We start from the raw sequence: 18,784 nt of genomic DNA on the forward strand, positions 1-18,784 counted from the left end.
TTACGGGAGTTCTGATGTCGTTACCTGGCTTAATTGCAAAAAAATGTGACAGAACGCAGATTTTTCTCTGAAGCTGGCGCGCAAATTTGCGACGCGGCGGTGCTTTTTATTCGGTCTGACCCGCACGATCGTTTACCATAGTGACGTCATTTTTTAACAGGATGGTATTACTGGTGTCTGACTCTGCCGCTCGCCCGACTTTTTTATTTCATGACTACGAAACCTTTGGCACGCATCCGGCGCTGGACCGACCGGCGCAGTTTGCCGCCATCCGTACCGACGACGAATTCAACATCATCGGCGAGCCTGAGGTCTTTTACTGCAAGCCGGCGGATGATTACCTGCCGCAGCCCGGCGCGGTGATGGTCACCGGGATCACCCCGCAGGAAGCGCGGGAAAAAGGCGTTAACGAGGCAGAATTCGCCCGCCGCATCCACGACCTGTTTACCGTTCCCAATACCTGCGTGGTCGGTTACAACAACATTCGCTTCGATGACGAAGTGACGCGCAACATCTTCTATCGCAACTTCTACGATCCCTATGCCTGGAGCTGGCAGAACCGCAATTCGCGCTGGGATTTACTCGACATCATGCGCGCCTGCTACGCCCTGCGTCCTGAAGGCATTCACTGGCCGGAAAATGAGGAAGGTCTGACAAGCTTCCGGCTGGAACACCTGACGCGCGCCAACGGTATCGAGCACAGCAATGCCCACGACGCGATGGCGGACGTCTATGCCACCATTGCCATGGCAAAGCTGGTGAAAACCGCACAGCCCCGGCTGTTTGAATATCTGCTGAGCCACCGAAGCAAGCAGAAGCTTATGACCCTTATCGACGTACCGCAGATGAAACCTCTGGTGCATATTTCCGGCATGTTTGGCGCCTGGCGCGGCAATACCAGCTGGGTTGCGCCGCTGGCCTGGCATCCGGACAACCGTAATGCAGTCATCATGGTGGACCTGGCGGGCGATATTTCACCGCTGCTCGAACTCGACAGCGATACCCTGCGCGAACGGCTTTATACCCCGAAAAACGAGCTCGGCGATCTGCCGGCGGTGCCGGTCAAACTGGTGCATATCAATAAATGTCCGGTACTGGCGCAGGCGAATACGCTGCGCCCGGAAGATGCTGACAGGCTGGGCATTAACCGCCAGCACTGCCTCGATAATCTCAAAGTGCTGCGTGAAAATCCGCAGGTGCGCGAGAAAGTCGTGGCCATTTTTGCCGAAGCCGAGCCGTTCGTGCCGTCTGAAAACGTGGACGCCCAACTCTATAACGGTTTTTTCAGCGATGCCGATCGCGCGGCCATGAATATCGTTCTGCAAACAGAGCCGCGCAACTTACCGGCGCTGGATATCACCTTCGCCGATAAGCGCATCGAAAAGCTGATGTTTAACTACCGCGCGCGTAATTACCCCGGCACGCTGGATGAAGCCGAGCAGGAACGCTGGCTGCAGCATCGTCGCAACGTGTTTACTCCAGAGTACCTGCACAGCTATGCACAGGAACTGGAGATGCTCTACGGCCAGTATGAAGGGAATGCTGAAAAACAGGCGCTGCTGAAATCCCTGTTCCAGTACGCACAAGAGATAGTTTGATCGATGGGTATAAAAAAGCCGGAGGCGATGTCTCCGGCTTTTTTTTGCCCGGTGGCGCGGCGCTTACGCCGGCCTACGGGGTATGTAGGTCGGGTAAGGCATAGCCGCCACCCGACACAGTCTTACGCGACGTCTTCGTACTGTGGAACCGGGTTACGGAAGCTCTTCGTGACGCAGGCCAGGTAAACCAGACCGATACCCGCCCAAATCAGGCCAAGCACCATCGAGCTCTCTTCCAGGTTGACCCACAGCGCGCCCACGGTCAGGGCACCGCACATCGGCAGGAACAGATACTGGAAGTGATCTTTCAGCGTCTTGTTACGCTTTTCACGGATCCAGAACTGAGAGATCACCGACAGGTTAACAAAGGTGAACGCCACCAGCGCACCGAAGTTAATCAGCGCCGTTGCCATCACCAGGTCAAAGTTAATCGCCAGAAGCGCGATCGCACCGACCAGGATAATGTTCATTGCCGGGGTACGCCAGGTTGGATGCACGTAGCCGAAGAAGCTTTTCGGGAATACGCCATCGCGGCCCATTACGTACATCAGACGCGCAACGCCTGCATGCGCGGCCATACCGGACGCCAGTACGGTGATGGTGGAGAAGATCAGCGCGCCGACCTGGAACGCTTTACCCGCCACATACAGCATAATTTCCGGCTGAGACGCATCCGGATCCTTGAAGCGAGAGATATCCGGGAAGTACAGCTGCAGGAAATAGGTCGAGAAAATAAAGATCAGACCGCCAATCAGCGCCGTCAGGAAGATGGCACGAGGAATTACGCGCTCTGCATCTTTGGTTTCTTCAGACAGGTTGCTGATCCCGTCAAAACCGGTAAAGGAGAAGCACAGAATGGTTGCCCCGGTAATCATCGGGATAACATGCGCATCACCAGACCAGAACGGCTTGCTGCTCGCCAGGGTGCCCGCGCCTTCGCCGTGGAATACGCCGTAAATCACCATGCCAAGAATAACCGCAATCAGGACAACCTGAAGCACAACGATAACGGAGTTAAAGTTGGCGACAGACTTGATGCTGCGCAGGTTAAAGGCCGTCATAAAGGCCACCAGCGCCACGACGAACATCCACGAGGGAATCGACGGCACCAGTGCTTCAAAATAGATTTTTGCCAGCAGAATGTTGATCATCGGCGCGAACAGATAGTCGAGCAGCGAAGACCAGCCCACCATAAAGCCAACCGTCGGGCTGATGGATTTCTGGGCATACGTGTAGGCGGAACCCGCAGACGGGTAGCGACGCACCAGTTTACCGTAGCTCAGCGCGGTAAAAAGGATCGCAATCAGCGCGAAGCCATATGCCGTTGGCACATGACCGTCTGTGAGGCCTGATACGATACCGAATGTATCAAACAGCGTCATCGGTTGCATATAGGCCAGGCCCATCATAACAACCGGAATCAACGTAAGCGTTTTACGTAATTCCACGCGAGAGGTGTTTGGAGTTGCGTTATGCGACATAGTTATTCTCCTTTACGGTGATAACCGCCACGTAAGCGAAAAATTGCCCCATTTCTTTCTTCCTCAGCGACAACAACTGTCGGATTTTAGTAAATATCTATCCGGTACGAAGCCCGGCCTCTTGGTTTTTAGTTTCGTTTCGTACATGCAAAAAAAAATAACCGACGCCTTTTATATCGTCGATTATTCATTTGGTTGCAGCGGCGGCATTTTGCCCCACATCGGATACAAAAGGCAATACTTTGCAACGCACCGGGTCATTTTCTTTTTGCTAACTGGCTGATTTCTCGACGCTGCCCTGAGCATATACAGCAGCGATAGCACTATTTGCTAAAATTTCGTCCCGCCACCAGGCACTCGCCAGCCCGGCGGTCTGTTCATTCCAGCCTACCCAGACCGATTCATGGCTGTTTTGAGCAAGTACCTGTTTTTCAACAAGCGCACCGCTGTCAATAAAGCGCTGCGCCAGATAGCGGGGTAAATAGCCGCAGCCCAGACCGCTAATTTGCAGCTCAAGCTTGGTTTTAAAGTCGAAAACGGTAATCGCTTCCTGCTCGTCAAGCAGTTGCGAGGAGACCGCACATTCCGGGCGAGAGCTGTCACCCACTACAATCGCGCGGTAGCCTTTAATCACGCGGCGGTTAAGCGGCTCGGGCTCCTGAGCCAGCGGATGATGAGGCGCCACGGCAAATACCTGCTCCAGCACGCCAAGGCGGGCAAAACCAAATTCACTGAGTTGGGGAGGCTCATGCAATGCACCGACAAAAATGTCCGCCCTGCCCTGGGTTAAGGCATCCCAGGAACCGCCCAGCACGCCGTTGATGAAAATAAGCCGGGTGACGCTGTGATGTTGGTAAAACATTTCAATCAGCGGCGTCAGGAGAGAAAACGGAAAGGTGTCATCCACCCCAATCACCAGCTCGTTTTCCCATCCCTGATGCAGTTTGACGGCCTGTTTTTCGAGTTCACGAACGGTATGGAGGACTTCACGGCCTTTTTCCAGCAGCATCTGTCCGGTGCGGGTAAAGCGCGCGCGATGCCCGGAGCGATCGAGGATCTGGATATTGAGATCGCTTTCCAGTTTTTGAACGGTATAGCTCAAGGCAGATGGGGTTTTGTAGAGCTTCGCCGAGGCTGCCGCAAAGCTCCCCTCTTTTTCCAGTGCATCCAGAATAATAAGAACATCCAGCAGCGGTTTCATGCTCGCCCCCTTCTGGCGTGCGATCGTCTCCGCTGCGGAACTTATTCCATGGGCATCACCAGCGGATCGGGATACTGATACTCAAACCCCAGCTCATGACAAATGCGATTGCCATCAACAATTTTGCCTTTACTGCCATCTTTTGCCTCACCAAAGACCGGCGGAGCCAGGCCCAGCTGACGTGCCATCAGTGGGTAAAAGGTGCTGCGCGCCGGATGAGTCGGTGCACATATATTATAGATGTGTCCGCCTTTCGGAGCCTGTAAGAGTAGCTCAATTGCGCCAATAACATCCTCAAGATGGACAAGATTCACGCCATGCTGGCCGTCTGGCGCAGTCTTTCCGGCAAAGAAGCGTCCCGGATGGCGGCCAGGGCCCACCAGCCCCGCCAGACGAACGATATCGACCTGCGTGCCGGGAAGATTGTGTAGCCAGTCTTCCAGCTCTTTCAGGACCTGACCGCTCGCGGTAACGGGACGGCGCTCGGAGGTCTCTTTCACTACGCCTTCAGCATCGCCATAGACCGACGTCGAGCTGGTAAAAACAATGCGCGGTACGTGATGCGCCAGCGCGCTGTCGACTATCTCCTGCATCGCCTGCAGATAAAATGATTCACCCGGGCCGCTGCGCCGCGCGGGTAGCGTAATCACCAGCGCATCGACGTTCATCAGCGTGTCCAGATCGTCCGCATCACACACCAGTTCTGGCTCCAGACGCAGTTCAACGCCCTCAATACCGCACATGCGCGCCGCTTCAACCCCATCTCGGGTGGTCTTGCTCCCGGTCACCTGCCAGCCTTTCGCGGCTAATGACATCGCCAGCGGCATTCCCAGCCATCCTAAACCGACAATCGCGACCTTTTTCATGCGAATTCTCCTGACTCTCACTCGTCTTTCATAAGGCTACGCCAGCCCGGCAGAACACACAATTCATAGCATCAATATGAAATGAATTAATGAACAAAAAAAGCCCTTGCAATATGTCGCACAACTGGTTTAGGTTAAAAGACATCAAATGAATAAGCATTCATCGAGAATTTATATGACACGCGTTCAATTTAAACACCACCATCATCACCATCATCCTGACTAGTCTTTCAGGCGATGTGTGCTGGAAGACGTTTGGATCTTCCAGTGGTGCATGAACGCATGAAAAAGCCCCCGGAAGATCTTCTTCCGGGGGCTTTTTTTTGGACCGAATTCAGACAGGTTAAAACAGGTTAACGAGGAATAAAGAATGTTAGATAACTCACGTTTACGCATAGCTATTCAAAAATCAGGCCGTTTGAGTGACGATTCACGCGAACTGCTGGCCCGCTGCGGGATTAAAATCAACCTGCACACCCAGCGCCTGATTGCTCTGGCTGAAAACATGCCCATCGACATTCTCCGCGTGCGTGATGACGATATTCCCGGCCTGGTGATGGATGGCGTCGTTGACCTCGGCATCATCGGCGAAAACGTGCTGGAAGAAGAGCTGCTGACCCGCCGCGCGCAGGGAGAAGACCCGCGTTACTTCACCCTGCGTCGTCTGGACTTCGGCGGCTGCCGCCTGTCGCTGGCAACGCCGGTTGATGAAGCGTGGGACGGCCCGGCCGCGCTGAACGGCAAACGTATCGCCACCTCCTACCCTCACCTGTTAAAGCGCTATCTGGATCAGAAAGGCGTGCAGTTTAAATCCTGTCTGCTGAACGGTTCTGTTGAAGTGGCGCCGCGTGCGGGTCTGGCGGACGCCATCTGTGACCTGGTCTCTACCGGCGCGACGCTGGAAGCGAACGGTCTGCGCGAAGTGGAGGTGATCTACCGCTCCAAAGCGTGCCTGATCCAGCGTGACGGCGAGATGGCCGACGCTAAGCAGCAGCTGATCGACAAGCTGCTGACCCGTATTCAGGGCGTGATTCAGGCGCGTGAATCCAAATACATCATGATGCACGCCCCAACCGAGCGTCTGGATGAAGTGATTGCCCTGCTGCCGGGCGCCGAGCGTCCAACCATCCTGCCGCTGGCGGGCGATCAGCAGCGCGTGGCGATGCACATGGTGAGCAGCGAAACCCTGTTCTGGGAAACCATGGAAAAACTGAAGGCGCTGGGCGCAAGCTCCATCCTGGTGCTGCCGATTGAGAAGATGATGGAGTAATGGCCATGAGCTTTAACACAATCATCGACTGGAATACCTGTAGCGACGCACAGCAGCGCGAGCTGCTGATGCGCCCGGCGATTTCCGCCTCTGAAAGTATCTCGCGCACCGTGGCGGAGATCCTGGATAACGTCAAAGCCCGCGGCGATGACGCGTTGCGTGAATACAGCGCGAAGTTTGATAAGACGGACGTCGGCGCATTAGAGGTTACCGAGCAGGAAATCATTGATGCCAGCAATCGCCTGGGGGATGACATCAAGCAGGCGATGGCCGTCGCGGTGAAAAACATTGATACCTTCCACACCGCGCAAAAGCTGCAGACCGTGGATGTCGAAACCCTGCCCGGCGTGCGTTGCCAGCAGGTGACGCGCCCGGTTGCGTCCGTCGGCCTCTATATTCCCGGCGGCTCTGCCCCGCTTTTCTCCACCGTGCTAATGCTGGCGACTCCCGCACGCATTGCCGGGTGTCAGAAAGTGGTGCTGTGCTCACCGCCACCGATTGCCGACGAGATCCTGTACGCGGCGAAGCTGTGCGGCGTGCAGGCGGTCTATAAAGTGGGCGGCGCGCAGGCGATATCCGCCCTGGCGTTCGGCACGGAATCCATTCCCAAGGTCGACAAAATCTTTGGCCCGGGCAATGCGTATGTGACCGAGGCTAAGCGTCAGGTCAGCCAGCGTCTGGACGGCGCGGCCATCGATATGCCTGCCGGCCCGTCTGAAGTGCTGGTGATTGCCGACAGCGGCGCAACGCCAGATTTCGTCGCGTCTGACCTGCTTTCACAGGCGGAACACGGCCCGGACTCGCAGGTTATCCTGCTGACGCCGGATGCCGATATGGCGAAACGCGTGGGCGAAGCCGTGGAGCGTCAGCTTGCCGACCTGCCCCGCGCCGACACGGCACGCCAGGCGTTAGCGGCCAGCCGTCTGATTGTGGCGCGCGATCTCGAGCAGTGCATTGCCATTTCTAACCAGTACGGTCCGGAGCACCTGATTATTCAGACCCGCAATGCGCGCGATCTGGTCGATAGCATTACCAGCGCGGGCTCGGTGTTCCTCGGCGACTGGTCACCGGAATCCGCAGGCGATTACGCCTCCGGCACCAACCACGTGCTGCCAACGTATGGTTATACCTCAACCTGTTCCAGCCTGGGACTGGCGGATTTCCAGAAACGCATGACCGTGCAGGAACTCTCCCGCGAAGGGTTTGCCTCACTGGCGTCCACTATTGAAACCCTGGCCGCCGCCGAGCGCCTGACCGCTCACAAAAACGCCGTTACGCTGCGCGTTGCAGCCCTGAAGGAGCAAGCATGAACATTGAAGAATTAGCCCGCGAAAATGTCCGTCGCCTGACGCCTTACCAGTCTGCGCGTCGTCTGGGCGGTAAAGGGGATGTCTGGCTGAACGCCAACGAATATCCAACGGCGGTGCAGTTTGAGCTGTCGCAGCAGACGCTGAACCGCTATCCGGAGTGTCAGCCGAAGGCGGTTATTGAAAACTACGCGCAGTACGCTGGCGTGAAGCCAGAGCAGGTGCTGGTCAGTCGCGGCGCGGATGAGGGCATTGAACTGCTGATCCGCGCCTTCTGCGAGCCGGGCAAAGACGCGGTAATGTACTGCCAGCCTACCTACGGCATGTACAGCGTCAGCGCGGAAACCTTCGGGGTGGCGTGCCGCAACGTGCTCTCACTGGAGAACTGGCAGCTGGATCTGCAGGGGATTGCCGACAACCTTGACGGCGTAAAAGTGGTGTTTGTTTGCAGCCCGAACAACCCGACCGGGCAGATTATTAACCCGCAGGATATCCGTACCCTGCTGGAGATGACGCGCGGAAAAGCCCTGGTGGTCGCGGACGAAGCCTACATCGAGTTCTGCCCGCAGGCGACGCTGGCTGGCTGGCTGGAAGAATATCCGCACCTGGTGGTACTGCGTACGCTGTCAAAAGCCTTTGCTCTCGCGGGTCTGCGCTGCGGATTCACCCTGGCAAATAAAGAGGTCATCGACCTGCTGCTGAAGGTGATCGCCCCGTACCCGCTCTCGACGCCGGTTGCCGATATTGCGGCACAGGCGCTGACGCCTGAGGGGATTAACGCGATGCGCGAGCGCGTGGCGCAAATCCTGGAGGAACGTCAGTACCTGGTGACCGCCCTGAAGGATATACCGTGCGTGGAGCAGGTGTTCGACTCGGAAACCAACTACATCCTGGTGCGCTTTACCGCCTCCAGCGCCGTATTTAAATCTTTATGGGATCAGGGCATTATCTTACGAGACCAGAATAAACAACCTTCTCTGAGCGGATGCCTGCGCATTACCGTCGGCACCCGTGCAGAGAGCCAGCGCGTGATTGACGCCCTGAAAGCGGAGAAAGTATGACCCAGAAGATCCTTTTCATCGATCGTGACGGCACCCTTATTTCGGAGCCCCCAGCTGATTTTCAGGTCGACCGATTCGACAAGCTGGCGTTTGAACCTGACGTGATCCCGGTGCTGCTCAAGCTGCAAAAAGCCGGGTACAAGCTGGTGATGATCACCAACCAGGACGGTCTGGGTACCGACAGCTTCCCGCAGGCAGACTTTGACGGCCCGCATAATCTGATGATGCAGGTGCTGACCTCGCAGGGCGTGGTGTTCGATGAAGTGCTGATTTGCCCGCACATGCCAGCCGACGAGTGCGACTGCCGTAAGCCAAAGGTGAAGCTGGTCGAGCGCTATCTGGCGGAGGATGTGCTGGATAAGACCAACAGCTATGTCATCGGCGATCGCATTACCGATATTACGCTGGCGGAGAACATGGGCATCGCGGGGCTGCGCTATGACCGCAACAACCTTAACTGGGCGATGATTGGCGAGCAGCTGACAAAACGTGACCGCTACTCGCACGTTGAACGCAACACCAAAGAGACGCAAATTGATGTGAAGGTCTGGCTGGACCGCGAAGGCGGCAGCAAGATCCACACCGGCGTGGGTTTCTTCGACCACATGCTGGACCAGATTGCCACCCACGGCGGTTTCCGCATGGAGATCGCGGTAAAAGGCGACCTCTATATTGACGATCACCACACCGTGGAAGATACCGGCCTGGCGCTGGGTGAAGCCCTGAAGCTGGCGCTCGGCGATAAGCGCGGCATTAACCGTTTTGGCTTTGTCCTGCCGATGGACGAGTGTCTGGCGCGCTGCGCGATGGATATCTCCGGCCGTCCGCACCTGGAATATAAAGCAGACTTCAATTACCAGCGCGTGGGCGATCTGAGCACCGAAATGGTGGAGCACTTCTTCCGTTCATTGTCCTACACCATGGGCCTGACGCTGCACCTGAAGACCAAAGGCAAGAACGACCACCACCGCGTGGAGAGTCTCTTCAAGGCCTTCGGCCGCACGCTGCGCCAGGCAATCCGCGTGGAAGGCGACGCCCTGCCCTCATCAAAAGGAGTGCTGTAATGAACGTGGTGATTCTGGATACCGGATGCGCCAACCTTAACTCCGTAAAGTCGGCCATCACCCGCCACGGCTACGAACCGGTGGTTAGCCGTGACCCGGACGTGGTGCTGCGTGCCGACAAGTTATTTCTGCCGGGCGTGGGCACTGCGCAGGCCGCGATGGATCAGATTCGCGAGCGCGAGCTGGTCGATCTGATAAAAGCCTGTACCCAACCGGTGCTGGGCATTTGCCTGGGTATGCAGATCCTGGGCCGCCGCAGCGAAGAGAGCAACGGCGTTGACCTGCTGGGCATTATCGACGAAGACGTGCCGAAAATGACCGACCACGGTCTGCCTCTGCCGCATATGGGCTGGAACCGCGTGTACGCCAAAGCGGGCGACAGGCTTTTTCGCGGCATTGAAGATGGCGCGTATTTTTACTTCGTGCACAGTTACGCTATGCCGGTAAACGTCAATACCATCGCCCAGTGCACTTACGGCGAGGCGTTTACCGCAGCCGTAAAGAAAGACAATTTCTTCGGCGTACAGTTTCACCCGGAGCGCTCGGGCGCCGCGGGCGCGCAGCTGCTGAAAAACTTCCTGGAGATGTGATGATTATACCCGCGTTAGATTTAATTGACGGCACGGTTGTCCGTCTGCATCAGGGTGATTACGGGCAGCAGCGAGACTACGGAAACGATCCGCTGCCGCGCCTGCAGGAGTATGCCGCCCAGGGTGCGCAGGTACTGCATCTTGTGGATTTGACGGGCGCGAAAGACCCGGCAAAACGCCAGATCCCGCTGCTTAAAAATCTGGTTGCCGGTGTTGATGTGCCGGTACAGGTCGGCGGCGGCGTGCGTACGGAAGATGACGTGGCGGCGCTGCTGGACGCGGGCGTGGCGCGCGTGGTGGTCGGTTCAACCGCCGTCAAAGATCCTGAGACGGTGAAGGGCTGGTTCCGCCGCTTTGGCGCCGACGCGCTGGTGCTGGCGCTGGACGTGCGCATTGACGAACAGGGTAATAAACAGGTGGCGGTCAGCGGCTGGCAGGAAAACTCCGGCGTGACGCTGGAGGCGCTGGTCGAGATGTATCTCTCTGTTGGCCTGAAGCACGTGCTGTGCACGGATATCTCACGTGACGGCACGCTGGCGGGTTCCAACGTTTCTTTATATGAAGAAGTTTGCGCCCGTTATCCGCAGGTGGCGTTCCAGTCATCTGGCGGCATCGGTGACTTAGCCGATATCGCCGCGCTGCGCGGAACGGGGGTACAGGGCGTGATTGTGGGCCGCGCCCTGCTGGAAGGTAAATTTACGGTGACGGAGGCGATTCAATGCTGGCAAAACGGATAATCCCTTGCCTGGACGTGCGTGACGGCCAGGTCGTGAAAGGCGTGCAGTTCCGCAACCACGAGATCATTGGCGACATCGTTCCACTGGCAAAACGCTATGCCGATGAAGGCGCAGACGAGCTGGTGTTCTACGATATTACCGCGTCCAGCGATGGCCGCGTGGTCGACAAAAGCTGGGTCGCGCGCGTGGCGGAAGTGATCGATATTCCGTTCTGCGTGGCGGGCGGGATTAAGTCCGCTGAAGACGCCGCCAAAATTCTCTCGTTTGGTGCCGACAAGATCTCCATCAACTCCCCTGCCCTGGCCGACCCGGAGCTGATCACCCGCCTGGCCGATCGTTTTGGCGTGCAGTGTATAGTGGTAGGGATTGATACCTGGTTCGACGCCGCGACCGGCAAATACCACGTCAATCAGTATACGGGGGATGAAAGCCGCACGCGCGTGACGCAGTGGGAAACGCTCGACTGGGTGCAGGAAGTGCAGAAGCGTGGCGCGGGCGAGATTGTCCTCAACATGATGAACCAGGACGGCGTGCGTAACGGGTATGACCTCGAGCAGCTGAAAAAAGTTCGTGCGGTCTGCCACGTTCCGCTGATTGCCTCCGGCGGCGCGGGCACCATGGAACATTTCCTCGAAGCCTTCCGCGATGCGAACGTGGACGGCGCGCTGGCCGCTTCCGTGTTCCACAAACAGATTATTAATATTGGTGAGTTAAAAACGTACCTGGCCGACCAGGGCGTGGAGATCAGGGTATGTTAACAGAGCAACAACAGGCGCAGCTGGACTGGAAAAAAACGGACGGATTACTGCCGGTGGTTGTCCAGCATGCCGTCTCAGGCGAAGTGCTGATGCTGGGCTATATGAACCAGGACGCGCTGGCGAAAACGATCGACAGCGGCAAAGTGACGTTTTACTCCCGCACGAAAGAGCGCCTGTGGACCAAAGGCGAAACCTCGGGCCATTTCCTGAATGTAGTAAGCATTACGCCGGACTGCGATAACGACACCCTGCTGGTACTGGCAAACCCCATCGGTCCGACCTGCCATAAGGGCACCAGCAGCTGCTTCGGTGAGGCGAGTCACCAGTGGCTGTTCCTGTACCAACTGGAGCAGCTGCTGGCGGAGCGTAAATCGGCAGATCCGGAGAGTTCTTATACCGCGAAGCTGTACGCCAGCGGAACCAAGCGCATTGCGCAGAAGGTGGGTGAAGAAGGCGTTGAGACGGCACTGGCCGCGACCGTGCATGACCGCGAGGAGCTGACGAACGAAGCGTCTGACTTGATGTATCACCTGCTGGTGCTGCTGCAGGATCAGGCGCTGGATTTGACGGCGGTGATTGAGAATTTACGTAAAAGACATAAATAAACACCCTACCGGGGGAGCTCGCGCCTCCCCTTTTCCTTTAATAAAGCAGTTATCATTCCTTCCGCGAGCGGGTATCATCAGCCGATAGTGTAACGCACGATTTTATGCGTTAAGAGTTACTCATTTAACATTGAGGTTGAAGATGAAATTTCTGGTCACCGGCGCTGCCGGCTTTATCGGTTTCCACGTCAGCGAGCGCCTGTTGCAGGCAGGACATCAGGTTGTAGGAATTGATAACCTTAATGACTATTACGATGTCAATCTGAAACAAGCACGACTGGATCTGCTTACGTCCGACAATTTCACTTTCCATAAGCTGGATCTGGCGGATCGCGAAGGGATGGCCTCGCTGTTTGCTACTGAGAAATTTGACCGCGTGATCCACCTCGCCGCGCAGGCTGGCGTACGTTACTCTCTTGAAAATCCGCACGCTTACGCGCAATCAAACCTTATTGGCCATCTCAACGTACTGGAAGGCTGCCGACACAATAAGGTGCAGCATTTACTGTATGCTTCTTCCAGCTCTGTTTACGGCCTGAACCGGAAGATGCCGTTCTCCACCGATGACTCGGTTGATCACCCGGTATCCTTGTATGCCGCGACGAAAAAATCCAACGAACTGATGTCGCACACCTACTCTCATTTGTACAATCTGCCGACAACCGGCCTGCGCTTTTTCACCGTGTATGGGCCATGGGGCCGACCTGATATGGCGCTGTTCAAATTTACCAAGGCCATGATTGAAGGTAAAAGCATCGACGTATACAACTACGGCAAGATGAAGCGCGATTTTACCTATATTGATGATATTGCCGAAGCCATTATCCGTCTGCAGGACGTTATCCCTCAAGCCGATGCGAACTGGACCGTTGAAACAGGGTCCCCGGCGACCAGCTCTGCCCCGTATCGCGTTTACAACATTGGCAACAGTGCGCCCGTGGAGCTGATGGATTACATCACCGCGCTGGAAGAGGCGTTAGGCAAAGAAGCAGAGAAAAATATGATGCCTTTTCAACCTGGTGACGTGTTGGAAACGAGCGCGGATACCACGGCGCTCTATGACGTGATTGGGTTTAAGCCGAAAACGTCGGTGAAGGAAGGCGTGAAGAATTTTGTGGACTGGTATCGTAATTTCTACAAGGTCTAAAAAACAAAACCCGGCGAATGCGCCGGGTTTTTTATTTGTTACGAACACTATTCAGTCGCTACCGAACAAATCGCGGGTATACACTTTATCCGCAACGTCCGCCAGCTCTTCCGCCATGCGGTTAGAGATGATCACGTCCGCCTCTTTCTTGAATGCATCCAGATCGCGCACCACGCGGGAATGGAAGAACTCATCTTCCTTCATTACCGGTTCATAAATAATGACCTGTACACCCTTGGCCTTAATGCGCTTCATGATGCCCTGAATGGAAGAGGCACGGAAGTTATCTGAACCACTTTTCATAATCAGGCGATAGACGCCCACCACTTTCGGCTGACGGGAAAGGATTGAGTCAGCAACAAAATCTTTGCGCGTCCGGTTGGCATCAACAATTGCCGAGATGATGTTGTTAGGAACAGACTGATAGTTAGCCAGCAGCTGCTTAGTATCTTTCGGCAGGCAGTAACCGCCATAGCCAAACGACGGGTTGTTATAATGATTGCCGATACGTGGATCCAGACAAACGCCTTCGATAATTTGACGGCTATTCAACCCCAGGCTCTCTGCATAGCTGTCCAGCTCGTTAAAATATGCCACACGCATGGCAAGATACGTGTTAGCAAAAAGCTTGATGGCTTCCGCTTCGGTCGAATCGGTAAACAGCGTCGGGATATCTTTTTTGGTCGCCCCTTCCTGGAGCAGCGCGGCAAACCGCTCGGCGCGCTCTGAACGCTCACCAATAACGATACGTGATGGGTTCAGGTTATCGTACAGCGCGCGCCCTTCACGGAGAAACTCCGGGGAGAAGATGACATTATCAATGCCGTATTTTTCTTTAACGGACTGGGTAAAACCAACCGGGATGGTGGATTTAATGATCATCACCGCGTTCGGGTTGATTTCCGTAACATCGCGGATAACCGACTCAACGCTCGAGGTGTTGAAGTAGTTGGTTTTAGGATCATAGTCGGTCGGTGTGGCGATAATCACATAGTCCGCCCCACGGTAAGCATCCTGCTTGTCGGTGGTTGCGCGGAAGTTTAGCGGCTTCGTTGCCAGATACTCTTCAATCTCTTTATCTACAATCGGGGACTGCTTCTTGTTAAGCATGTCCACTTTAGCCTGCACGATATCCAGCGCAACCACTTCGTGGTTCTGAGCAATCAGGATACCGTTGGAGAGACCTACATAACCTGTACCGGAAATTGTTATTTTCATTCGCGAATAACTTCTGTAAGTGAGCTGTAGAGATGACCGCAGGGCCATCACGATAATCAATAACTGTAGGGCTTTTTACCTCCTGCCTTGTGGGAGTGTCAAGGCGAAGCCTCAGGAATAGCCCATCCAGGTACAACATTCAGACTACTTCGAATATGTGGTTGTAATTTTGATGAAAAAAAACCCGGAGAATATCTCCGGGTTTATATAATAACCTGAGGCTAAATCAGATTAGTCCAGCCATTCCGTGTGGAACACACCTTCTTTATCTGTACGCTTATAGGTATGCGCACCGAAATAATCACGCTGAGCCTGAATGAGGTTAGCCGGCAGTACCGCAGCACGATAGCTATCGTAGTAGGCTACTGCAGCAGAGAAGGTCGGAACCGGGATACCGTTCTGCACAGCGTAGGCAACCACGTCACGCAGCGCCTGCTGGTATTCGTCCGCAATTTTCTTAAAGTACGGTGCCAGTAGCAGGTTGGCGATACCGGCGTTTTCAGCATAGGCATCGGTGATTTTCTGCAGGAACTGCGCACGAATTATGCAGCCCGCGCGGAAGATCTTCGCGATCTCACCATAGTTCAGATCCCAGTTGTTCTCGTCTGATGCCGCACGCAGCTGAGAGAAGCCTTGCGCGTAAGAAACGATTTTCCCCAGGTACAGTGCACGACGCACTTTCTCAACGAACTCCGCTTTATCACCTGCTGGTTTAGCCTGCGGGCCAGACAACACTTTAGATGCCGCCACGCGCTGCTCTTTCAGGGAAGAGATGTAACGCGCGAAGACAGATTCGGTGATCAGAGACAGTGGTTCACCCAGATCCAGAGAGCTCTGGCTGGTCCATTTACCGGTGCCTTTGTTCGCTGCTTCATCCAGAATCACATCAACCAGGTATTTACCCTCTTCATCTTTTTTCGTGAAGATATCTTTGGTGATGTCAATCAGGTAGCTGTTCAGCTCGCCTTTGTTCCACTCGGTGAAGGTTTCAGCCAGCTCTTCATTGGAGAGGTTCAGACCGCCTTTCAGCAGGGAGTATGCTTCAGCGATCAGCTGCATATCGCCGTATTCGATGCCGTTGTGCACCATTTTCACATAGTGACCAGCACCGTCAGGACCGATATAAGTTACACACGGCTCGCCATCTTCTGCAACAGCAGCGATTTTGGTCAGAATAGGCGCAACCAGTTCGTATGCTTCTTTCTGGCCGCCAGGCATGATAGATGGGCCTTTCAGCGCGCCCTCTTCACCACCAGAAACACCGGTGCCGATGAAGTTGAAGCCTTCAGCAGACAGTTCACGATTACGACGGATGGTGTCCTGGAAGAAGGTGTTACCGCCATCAATGATGATGTCGCCTTTTTCGAGGTAAGGCTTCAGGGAGTCGATAGCAGCATCGGTACCTGCACCTGCTTTCACCATTAACAGGATACGACGAGGCGTTTCCAGAGACTCAACGAATTCTTTAACCGTATAGAAAGGAACCAGTTTCTTGCCTGGGTTCTCGGCAATCACTTCTTCGGTCTTATCACGGGAGCGGTTGAAAACGGAGACGGTATAACCACGGCTTTCGATGTTGAGCGCCAGGTTGCGCCCCATCACTGCCATACCGACAACGCCGATTTGTTGCTTGGACATTTTTTACTCCTACAGACTGGAAAACTTTTGCGTTCTCTAATGTAGCGTATGTGGATACAATATTGAAAGGATTCATTCCATACAGCACAACAAGATAAACTGTATACAAAGCATCCGTAATGTGGAAAAATTAATACTTATGTTATAAAAGATTACTGATCATAACCAAATTTAATTTAAAAGAGTTCAAATTCAGTCAGCAACAATTATTTCAATCATAAATTCTAATTACAGATTTGCTTAAGTGTTATCTCAGGGTCAAAATTTATTACCAACAGAAAACTTCGAAAGAATTGAGTTGCTTAAATGCAATAACTGAAGGTACTATAGGCAAGCCATTTTACTAAACCGTCATTACAAGTGTCGCAGATATGATTTTCTTTAGCATTATCAATCATAATCATGATCATATGATAGTATCTAATACAAGTCTGGCACAGATCGCAGAAAAAAATCCTGTTGTAATCAAATCAAACACGCCAGCCTCTAATGCACTCAAAAAATTTGCTGCTAGTCACAAAATAACACTTCTAGATTGTGCTTATGGATTAGGATTTGGTGAGAATAATAACCATGTTTTTCAGCATCTAGTTGAAAATCAATTAATTCGTGATAACGATTACTTTCTAGTAATTAATCCAGACGTCATCATTACTGAAACAGAAATTGAAAAACTATCCAGAGTGATAAAAACTTACGAATCAGATATTTTCACCATTAATTTATTCCATGATGAAGATTTCAAAAACCCTGAACTATCCATTCGCCGCTTCCCTAAATTAACCGGGCCATTCAAAGGGCTATTAAAGAAAGATTATCGCTCTGACGCTTACGATAAAAAAAACATCATTAACCCACAACAAATAGATTGGGCTGCTGGTTCTTTTTTACTATTTAAAAAGAAAGCTTATGAAAAACTCGGCGGCTTTAGTTCGAAGTTCTTTATGTATTTCGAAGATGTTGATATCTGCAGAAGAGCGAAAAAAATGAAAATGCCCCTTACTTACCTGCCAGATATTAAGGCTATACATAAAGGGGCATTTAACAACAGAAAAATATACTCAAAACATTTCTTATGGTTTTTAATGAGTTATTTAACTTATCATTTTTTAAGTTAATCCTTTAAAGAATTCACGATGGCATCTGCAATTCTGGAGGATGCTTTGCCATCGCCATAAGGGTTATGCGCAAAGCACATTCTATTGTATTCATCCTGATTTGTCAGAAGCAATGAAACCTCATCAAATATCCGTCTTTCATCCGTACCTACAAGTTTTACAGTACCAGCAGTCACGGCTTCTGGCCTTTCTGTTGTATCTCGCATAACAAGAACTGGCTTGCCCAGGGATGGCGCTTCCTCTTGAATACCTCCCGAATCAGTTAAAATTATCGATGCCGCGTTCATAAGATATACGAATGGAAGGTAATCCTGTGGTTGGATAAGATATATGTTATTTTGTCCGAGCAGTACTGAATGTACAACATCGCGTACATTCGGATTTAAATGTACAGGATAAACAAAATCTACTTCAGGGTAAGCTTTAGCTAATCTCAATATGGCTTTACAGATACGTTCGAACCCGCCGCCAAAGCTTTCACGCCGATGGCCTGTAATCAGAACAATTTTACGCTTAGGATCGATAAACTCAAAATTCTTTTCAATTTCTCCAGCCAATACTGGATTCGATTTCAGCTTATTATTAACCATAAGAAGAGCATCAATTACTGTATTTCCAGTAACAATGATCGTTTCGTCAGAAACATTCTCGGCGCGGAGATTATTCGCTGAAGTCGTGGTAGGTGCAAAGTGTAAATTTGCCAGTGCGCCAGTCAATTTTCGATTACCCTCCTCAGGCCAAGGAGAGTAAATATTATTTGTTCTCAAGCCAGCCTCTACATGACCAACTTTGACCTGTTGATAATAGCTAGCGAGAGTAGCTGCCAGAGTCGTAGCAGTATCACCATGAACAAGAACAAAATCCGGTTGGAACTCCTGTAAAACTGAACGCAAGCCAAGCAAAATCGAAGATGTTACATCAGTCAAATCCTGTCCTGGCTTCATGATATTCAGATCATAATCAGGTTCGATATCAAATAATTGCAACACCTGATCGAGCATCTCTCTGTGCTGAGCCGTTACACAAACCTTACTCACAAAACGCGAATCTGTTTTAAGAAATTCAACTACTGGAGCCATTTTGATTGCTTCTGGGCGTGTTCCAAAAATAGAGAGGACTTTTATA

At 53.0% G+C, this 18,784-nt stretch carries 19 protein-coding genes and 1 other annotated feature; of the genes, 12 read left to right on the forward strand and 7 right to left on the reverse strand.

Annotation, left to right across the window (positions count from 1 at the left end):
- The first annotated feature begins 161 nt into the window (after positions 1-161).
- On the forward strand, positions 162-1,598 hold the full coding sequence (gene sbcB, locus L362_RS12380) for an exodeoxyribonuclease I (protein WP_369796356.1): 1,437 nt from the start codon (positions 162-164) through the stop codon (positions 1,596-1,598).
- A 122-nt stretch (positions 1,599-1,720) separates the two neighbouring features.
- On the opposite strand, the gene plaP is transcribed toward sbcB, so the two are convergent.
- From plaP to L362_RS12365, 4 genes are all read right to left on the reverse strand, one after another.
- Positions 1,721-3,079, reverse strand: a complete 1,359-nt coding sequence (plaP, locus tag L362_RS12375; RefSeq protein WP_008499462.1) for a putrescine/proton symporter PlaP — start codon at positions 3,077-3,079, stop codon at positions 1,721-1,723.
- On the reverse strand, positions 3,069-3,131 hold the full coding sequence (gene yoeI / locus L362_RS24655; RefSeq protein ID WP_099458931.1) for a membrane protein YoeI: 63 nt from the start codon (positions 3,129-3,131) through the stop codon (positions 3,069-3,071). The genes plaP and yoeI overlap by 11 nt, the downstream gene beginning before the upstream one ends.
- Before the next feature lie 219 nt (positions 3,132-3,350).
- Complete coding sequence (locus L362_RS12370; protein WP_021241428.1) at positions 3,351-4,280, reverse strand: LysR substrate-binding domain-containing protein; 930 nt, start codon at positions 4,278-4,280, stop codon at positions 3,351-3,353.
- A gap of 41 nt (positions 4,281-4,321) precedes the next feature.
- Positions 4,322-5,146, reverse strand: coding sequence for an SDR family oxidoreductase (locus L362_RS12365; protein WP_023344481.1), 825 nt, complete (start codon positions 5,144-5,146; stop codon positions 4,322-4,324).
- Positions 5,147-5,321: 175 nt separating this feature from the next.
- Here L362_RS12365 and hisL point away from each other — a divergent pair, with 175 nt between their 5' ends.
- From hisL to L362_RS12320, 10 genes are all read left to right on the forward strand, one after another.
- Entirely contained in the window at positions 5,322-5,372 is a 51-nt protein-coding gene (gene hisL, locus L362_RS24660) for a his operon leader peptide (RefSeq protein WP_001364200.1), read from the forward strand.
- Positions 5,348-5,471, forward strand: a sequence feature (His leader region). It overlaps the preceding gene by 25 nt.
- A gap of 45 nt (positions 5,472-5,516) precedes the next feature.
- Positions 5,517-6,416 (forward strand): ATP phosphoribosyltransferase, encoded by a 900-nt coding sequence (gene hisG, locus L362_RS12360; protein ID WP_000886595.1) that lies wholly within the window; start codon positions 5,517-5,519, stop codon positions 6,414-6,416.
- A gap of 5 nt (positions 6,417-6,421) precedes the next feature.
- Positions 6,422-7,726, forward strand: coding sequence for a histidinol dehydrogenase (hisD, locus tag L362_RS12355; RefSeq protein ID WP_023294782.1), 1,305 nt, complete (start codon positions 6,422-6,424; stop codon positions 7,724-7,726).
- Complete coding sequence (gene hisC / locus L362_RS12350) at positions 7,723-8,784, forward strand: histidinol-phosphate transaminase (protein ID WP_023344482.1); 1,062 nt, start codon at positions 7,723-7,725, stop codon at positions 8,782-8,784. Before hisD ends, hisC begins: the two co-directional genes overlap by 4 nt.
- Positions 8,781-9,848, forward strand: coding sequence for a bifunctional histidinol-phosphatase/imidazoleglycerol-phosphate dehydratase HisB (gene hisB / locus L362_RS12345; protein WP_023344483.1), 1,068 nt, complete (start codon positions 8,781-8,783; stop codon positions 9,846-9,848). Before hisC ends, hisB begins: the two co-directional genes overlap by 4 nt.
- A complete protein-coding gene (gene hisH, locus L362_RS12340; RefSeq protein WP_023344484.1) occupies positions 9,848-10,438 on the forward strand; it encodes an imidazole glycerol phosphate synthase subunit HisH in 591 nt (196 codons plus the stop codon). The genes hisB and hisH overlap by 1 nt, the downstream gene beginning before the upstream one ends.
- A complete protein-coding gene (gene hisA / locus L362_RS12335) occupies positions 10,438-11,175 on the forward strand; it encodes a 1-(5-phosphoribosyl)-5-[(5-phosphoribosylamino)methylideneamino]imidazole-4-carboxamide isomerase (protein WP_023344485.1) in 738 nt (245 codons plus the stop codon). Before hisH ends, hisA begins: the two co-directional genes overlap by 1 nt.
- Entirely contained in the window at positions 11,157-11,933 is a 777-nt protein-coding gene (gene hisF / locus L362_RS12330; protein WP_023344486.1) for an imidazole glycerol phosphate synthase subunit HisF, read from the forward strand. Before hisA ends, hisF begins: the two co-directional genes overlap by 19 nt.
- Positions 11,927-12,538, forward strand: coding sequence for a bifunctional phosphoribosyl-AMP cyclohydrolase/phosphoribosyl-ATP diphosphatase HisIE (gene hisIE / locus L362_RS12325; RefSeq protein ID WP_023325611.1), 612 nt, complete (start codon positions 11,927-11,929; stop codon positions 12,536-12,538). The genes hisF and hisIE overlap by 7 nt, the downstream gene beginning before the upstream one ends.
- Before the next feature lie 142 nt (positions 12,539-12,680).
- On the forward strand, positions 12,681-13,685 hold the full coding sequence (locus L362_RS12320) for an NAD-dependent epimerase (protein ID WP_023344487.1): 1,005 nt from the start codon (positions 12,681-12,683) through the stop codon (positions 13,683-13,685).
- Positions 13,686-13,736: 51 nt separating this feature from the next.
- Here L362_RS12320 and ugd read toward each other — a convergent pair whose 3' ends face one another.
- A complete protein-coding gene (ugd, locus tag L362_RS12315; protein ID WP_021241437.1) occupies positions 13,737-14,903 on the reverse strand; it encodes a UDP-glucose 6-dehydrogenase in 1,167 nt (388 codons plus the stop codon).
- A 231-nt stretch (positions 14,904-15,134) separates the two neighbouring features.
- Positions 15,135-16,541, reverse strand: coding sequence for an NADP-dependent phosphogluconate dehydrogenase (gndA, locus tag L362_RS12310; protein ID WP_023325612.1), 1,407 nt, complete (start codon positions 16,539-16,541; stop codon positions 15,135-15,137).
- A gap of 410 nt (positions 16,542-16,951) precedes the next feature.
- On the opposite strand from gndA, the gene L362_RS12305 reads away from it, so the two are divergent.
- A complete protein-coding gene (locus L362_RS12305) occupies positions 16,952-17,659 on the forward strand; it encodes a glycosyltransferase family protein (RefSeq protein WP_131631938.1) in 708 nt (235 codons plus the stop codon).
- Here L362_RS12305 and wecB read toward each other — a convergent pair.
- On the reverse strand, positions 17,656-18,783 hold the full coding sequence (gene wecB / locus L362_RS12300; protein ID WP_274532975.1) for a non-hydrolyzing UDP-N-acetylglucosamine 2-epimerase: 1,128 nt from the start codon (positions 18,781-18,783) through the stop codon (positions 17,656-17,658). The two genes, L362_RS12305 and wecB, sit on opposite strands and share 4 nt — an antisense overlap.
- Position 18,784 lies beyond the last annotated feature (1 nt).

The sequence above is a fragment of the Enterobacter sp. MGH 16 genome (assembly GCF_000493175.1).
In the GTDB taxonomy this organism is placed as follows: Bacteria; Pseudomonadota; Gammaproteobacteria; order Enterobacterales; family Enterobacteriaceae; genus Enterobacter; species Enterobacter roggenkampii.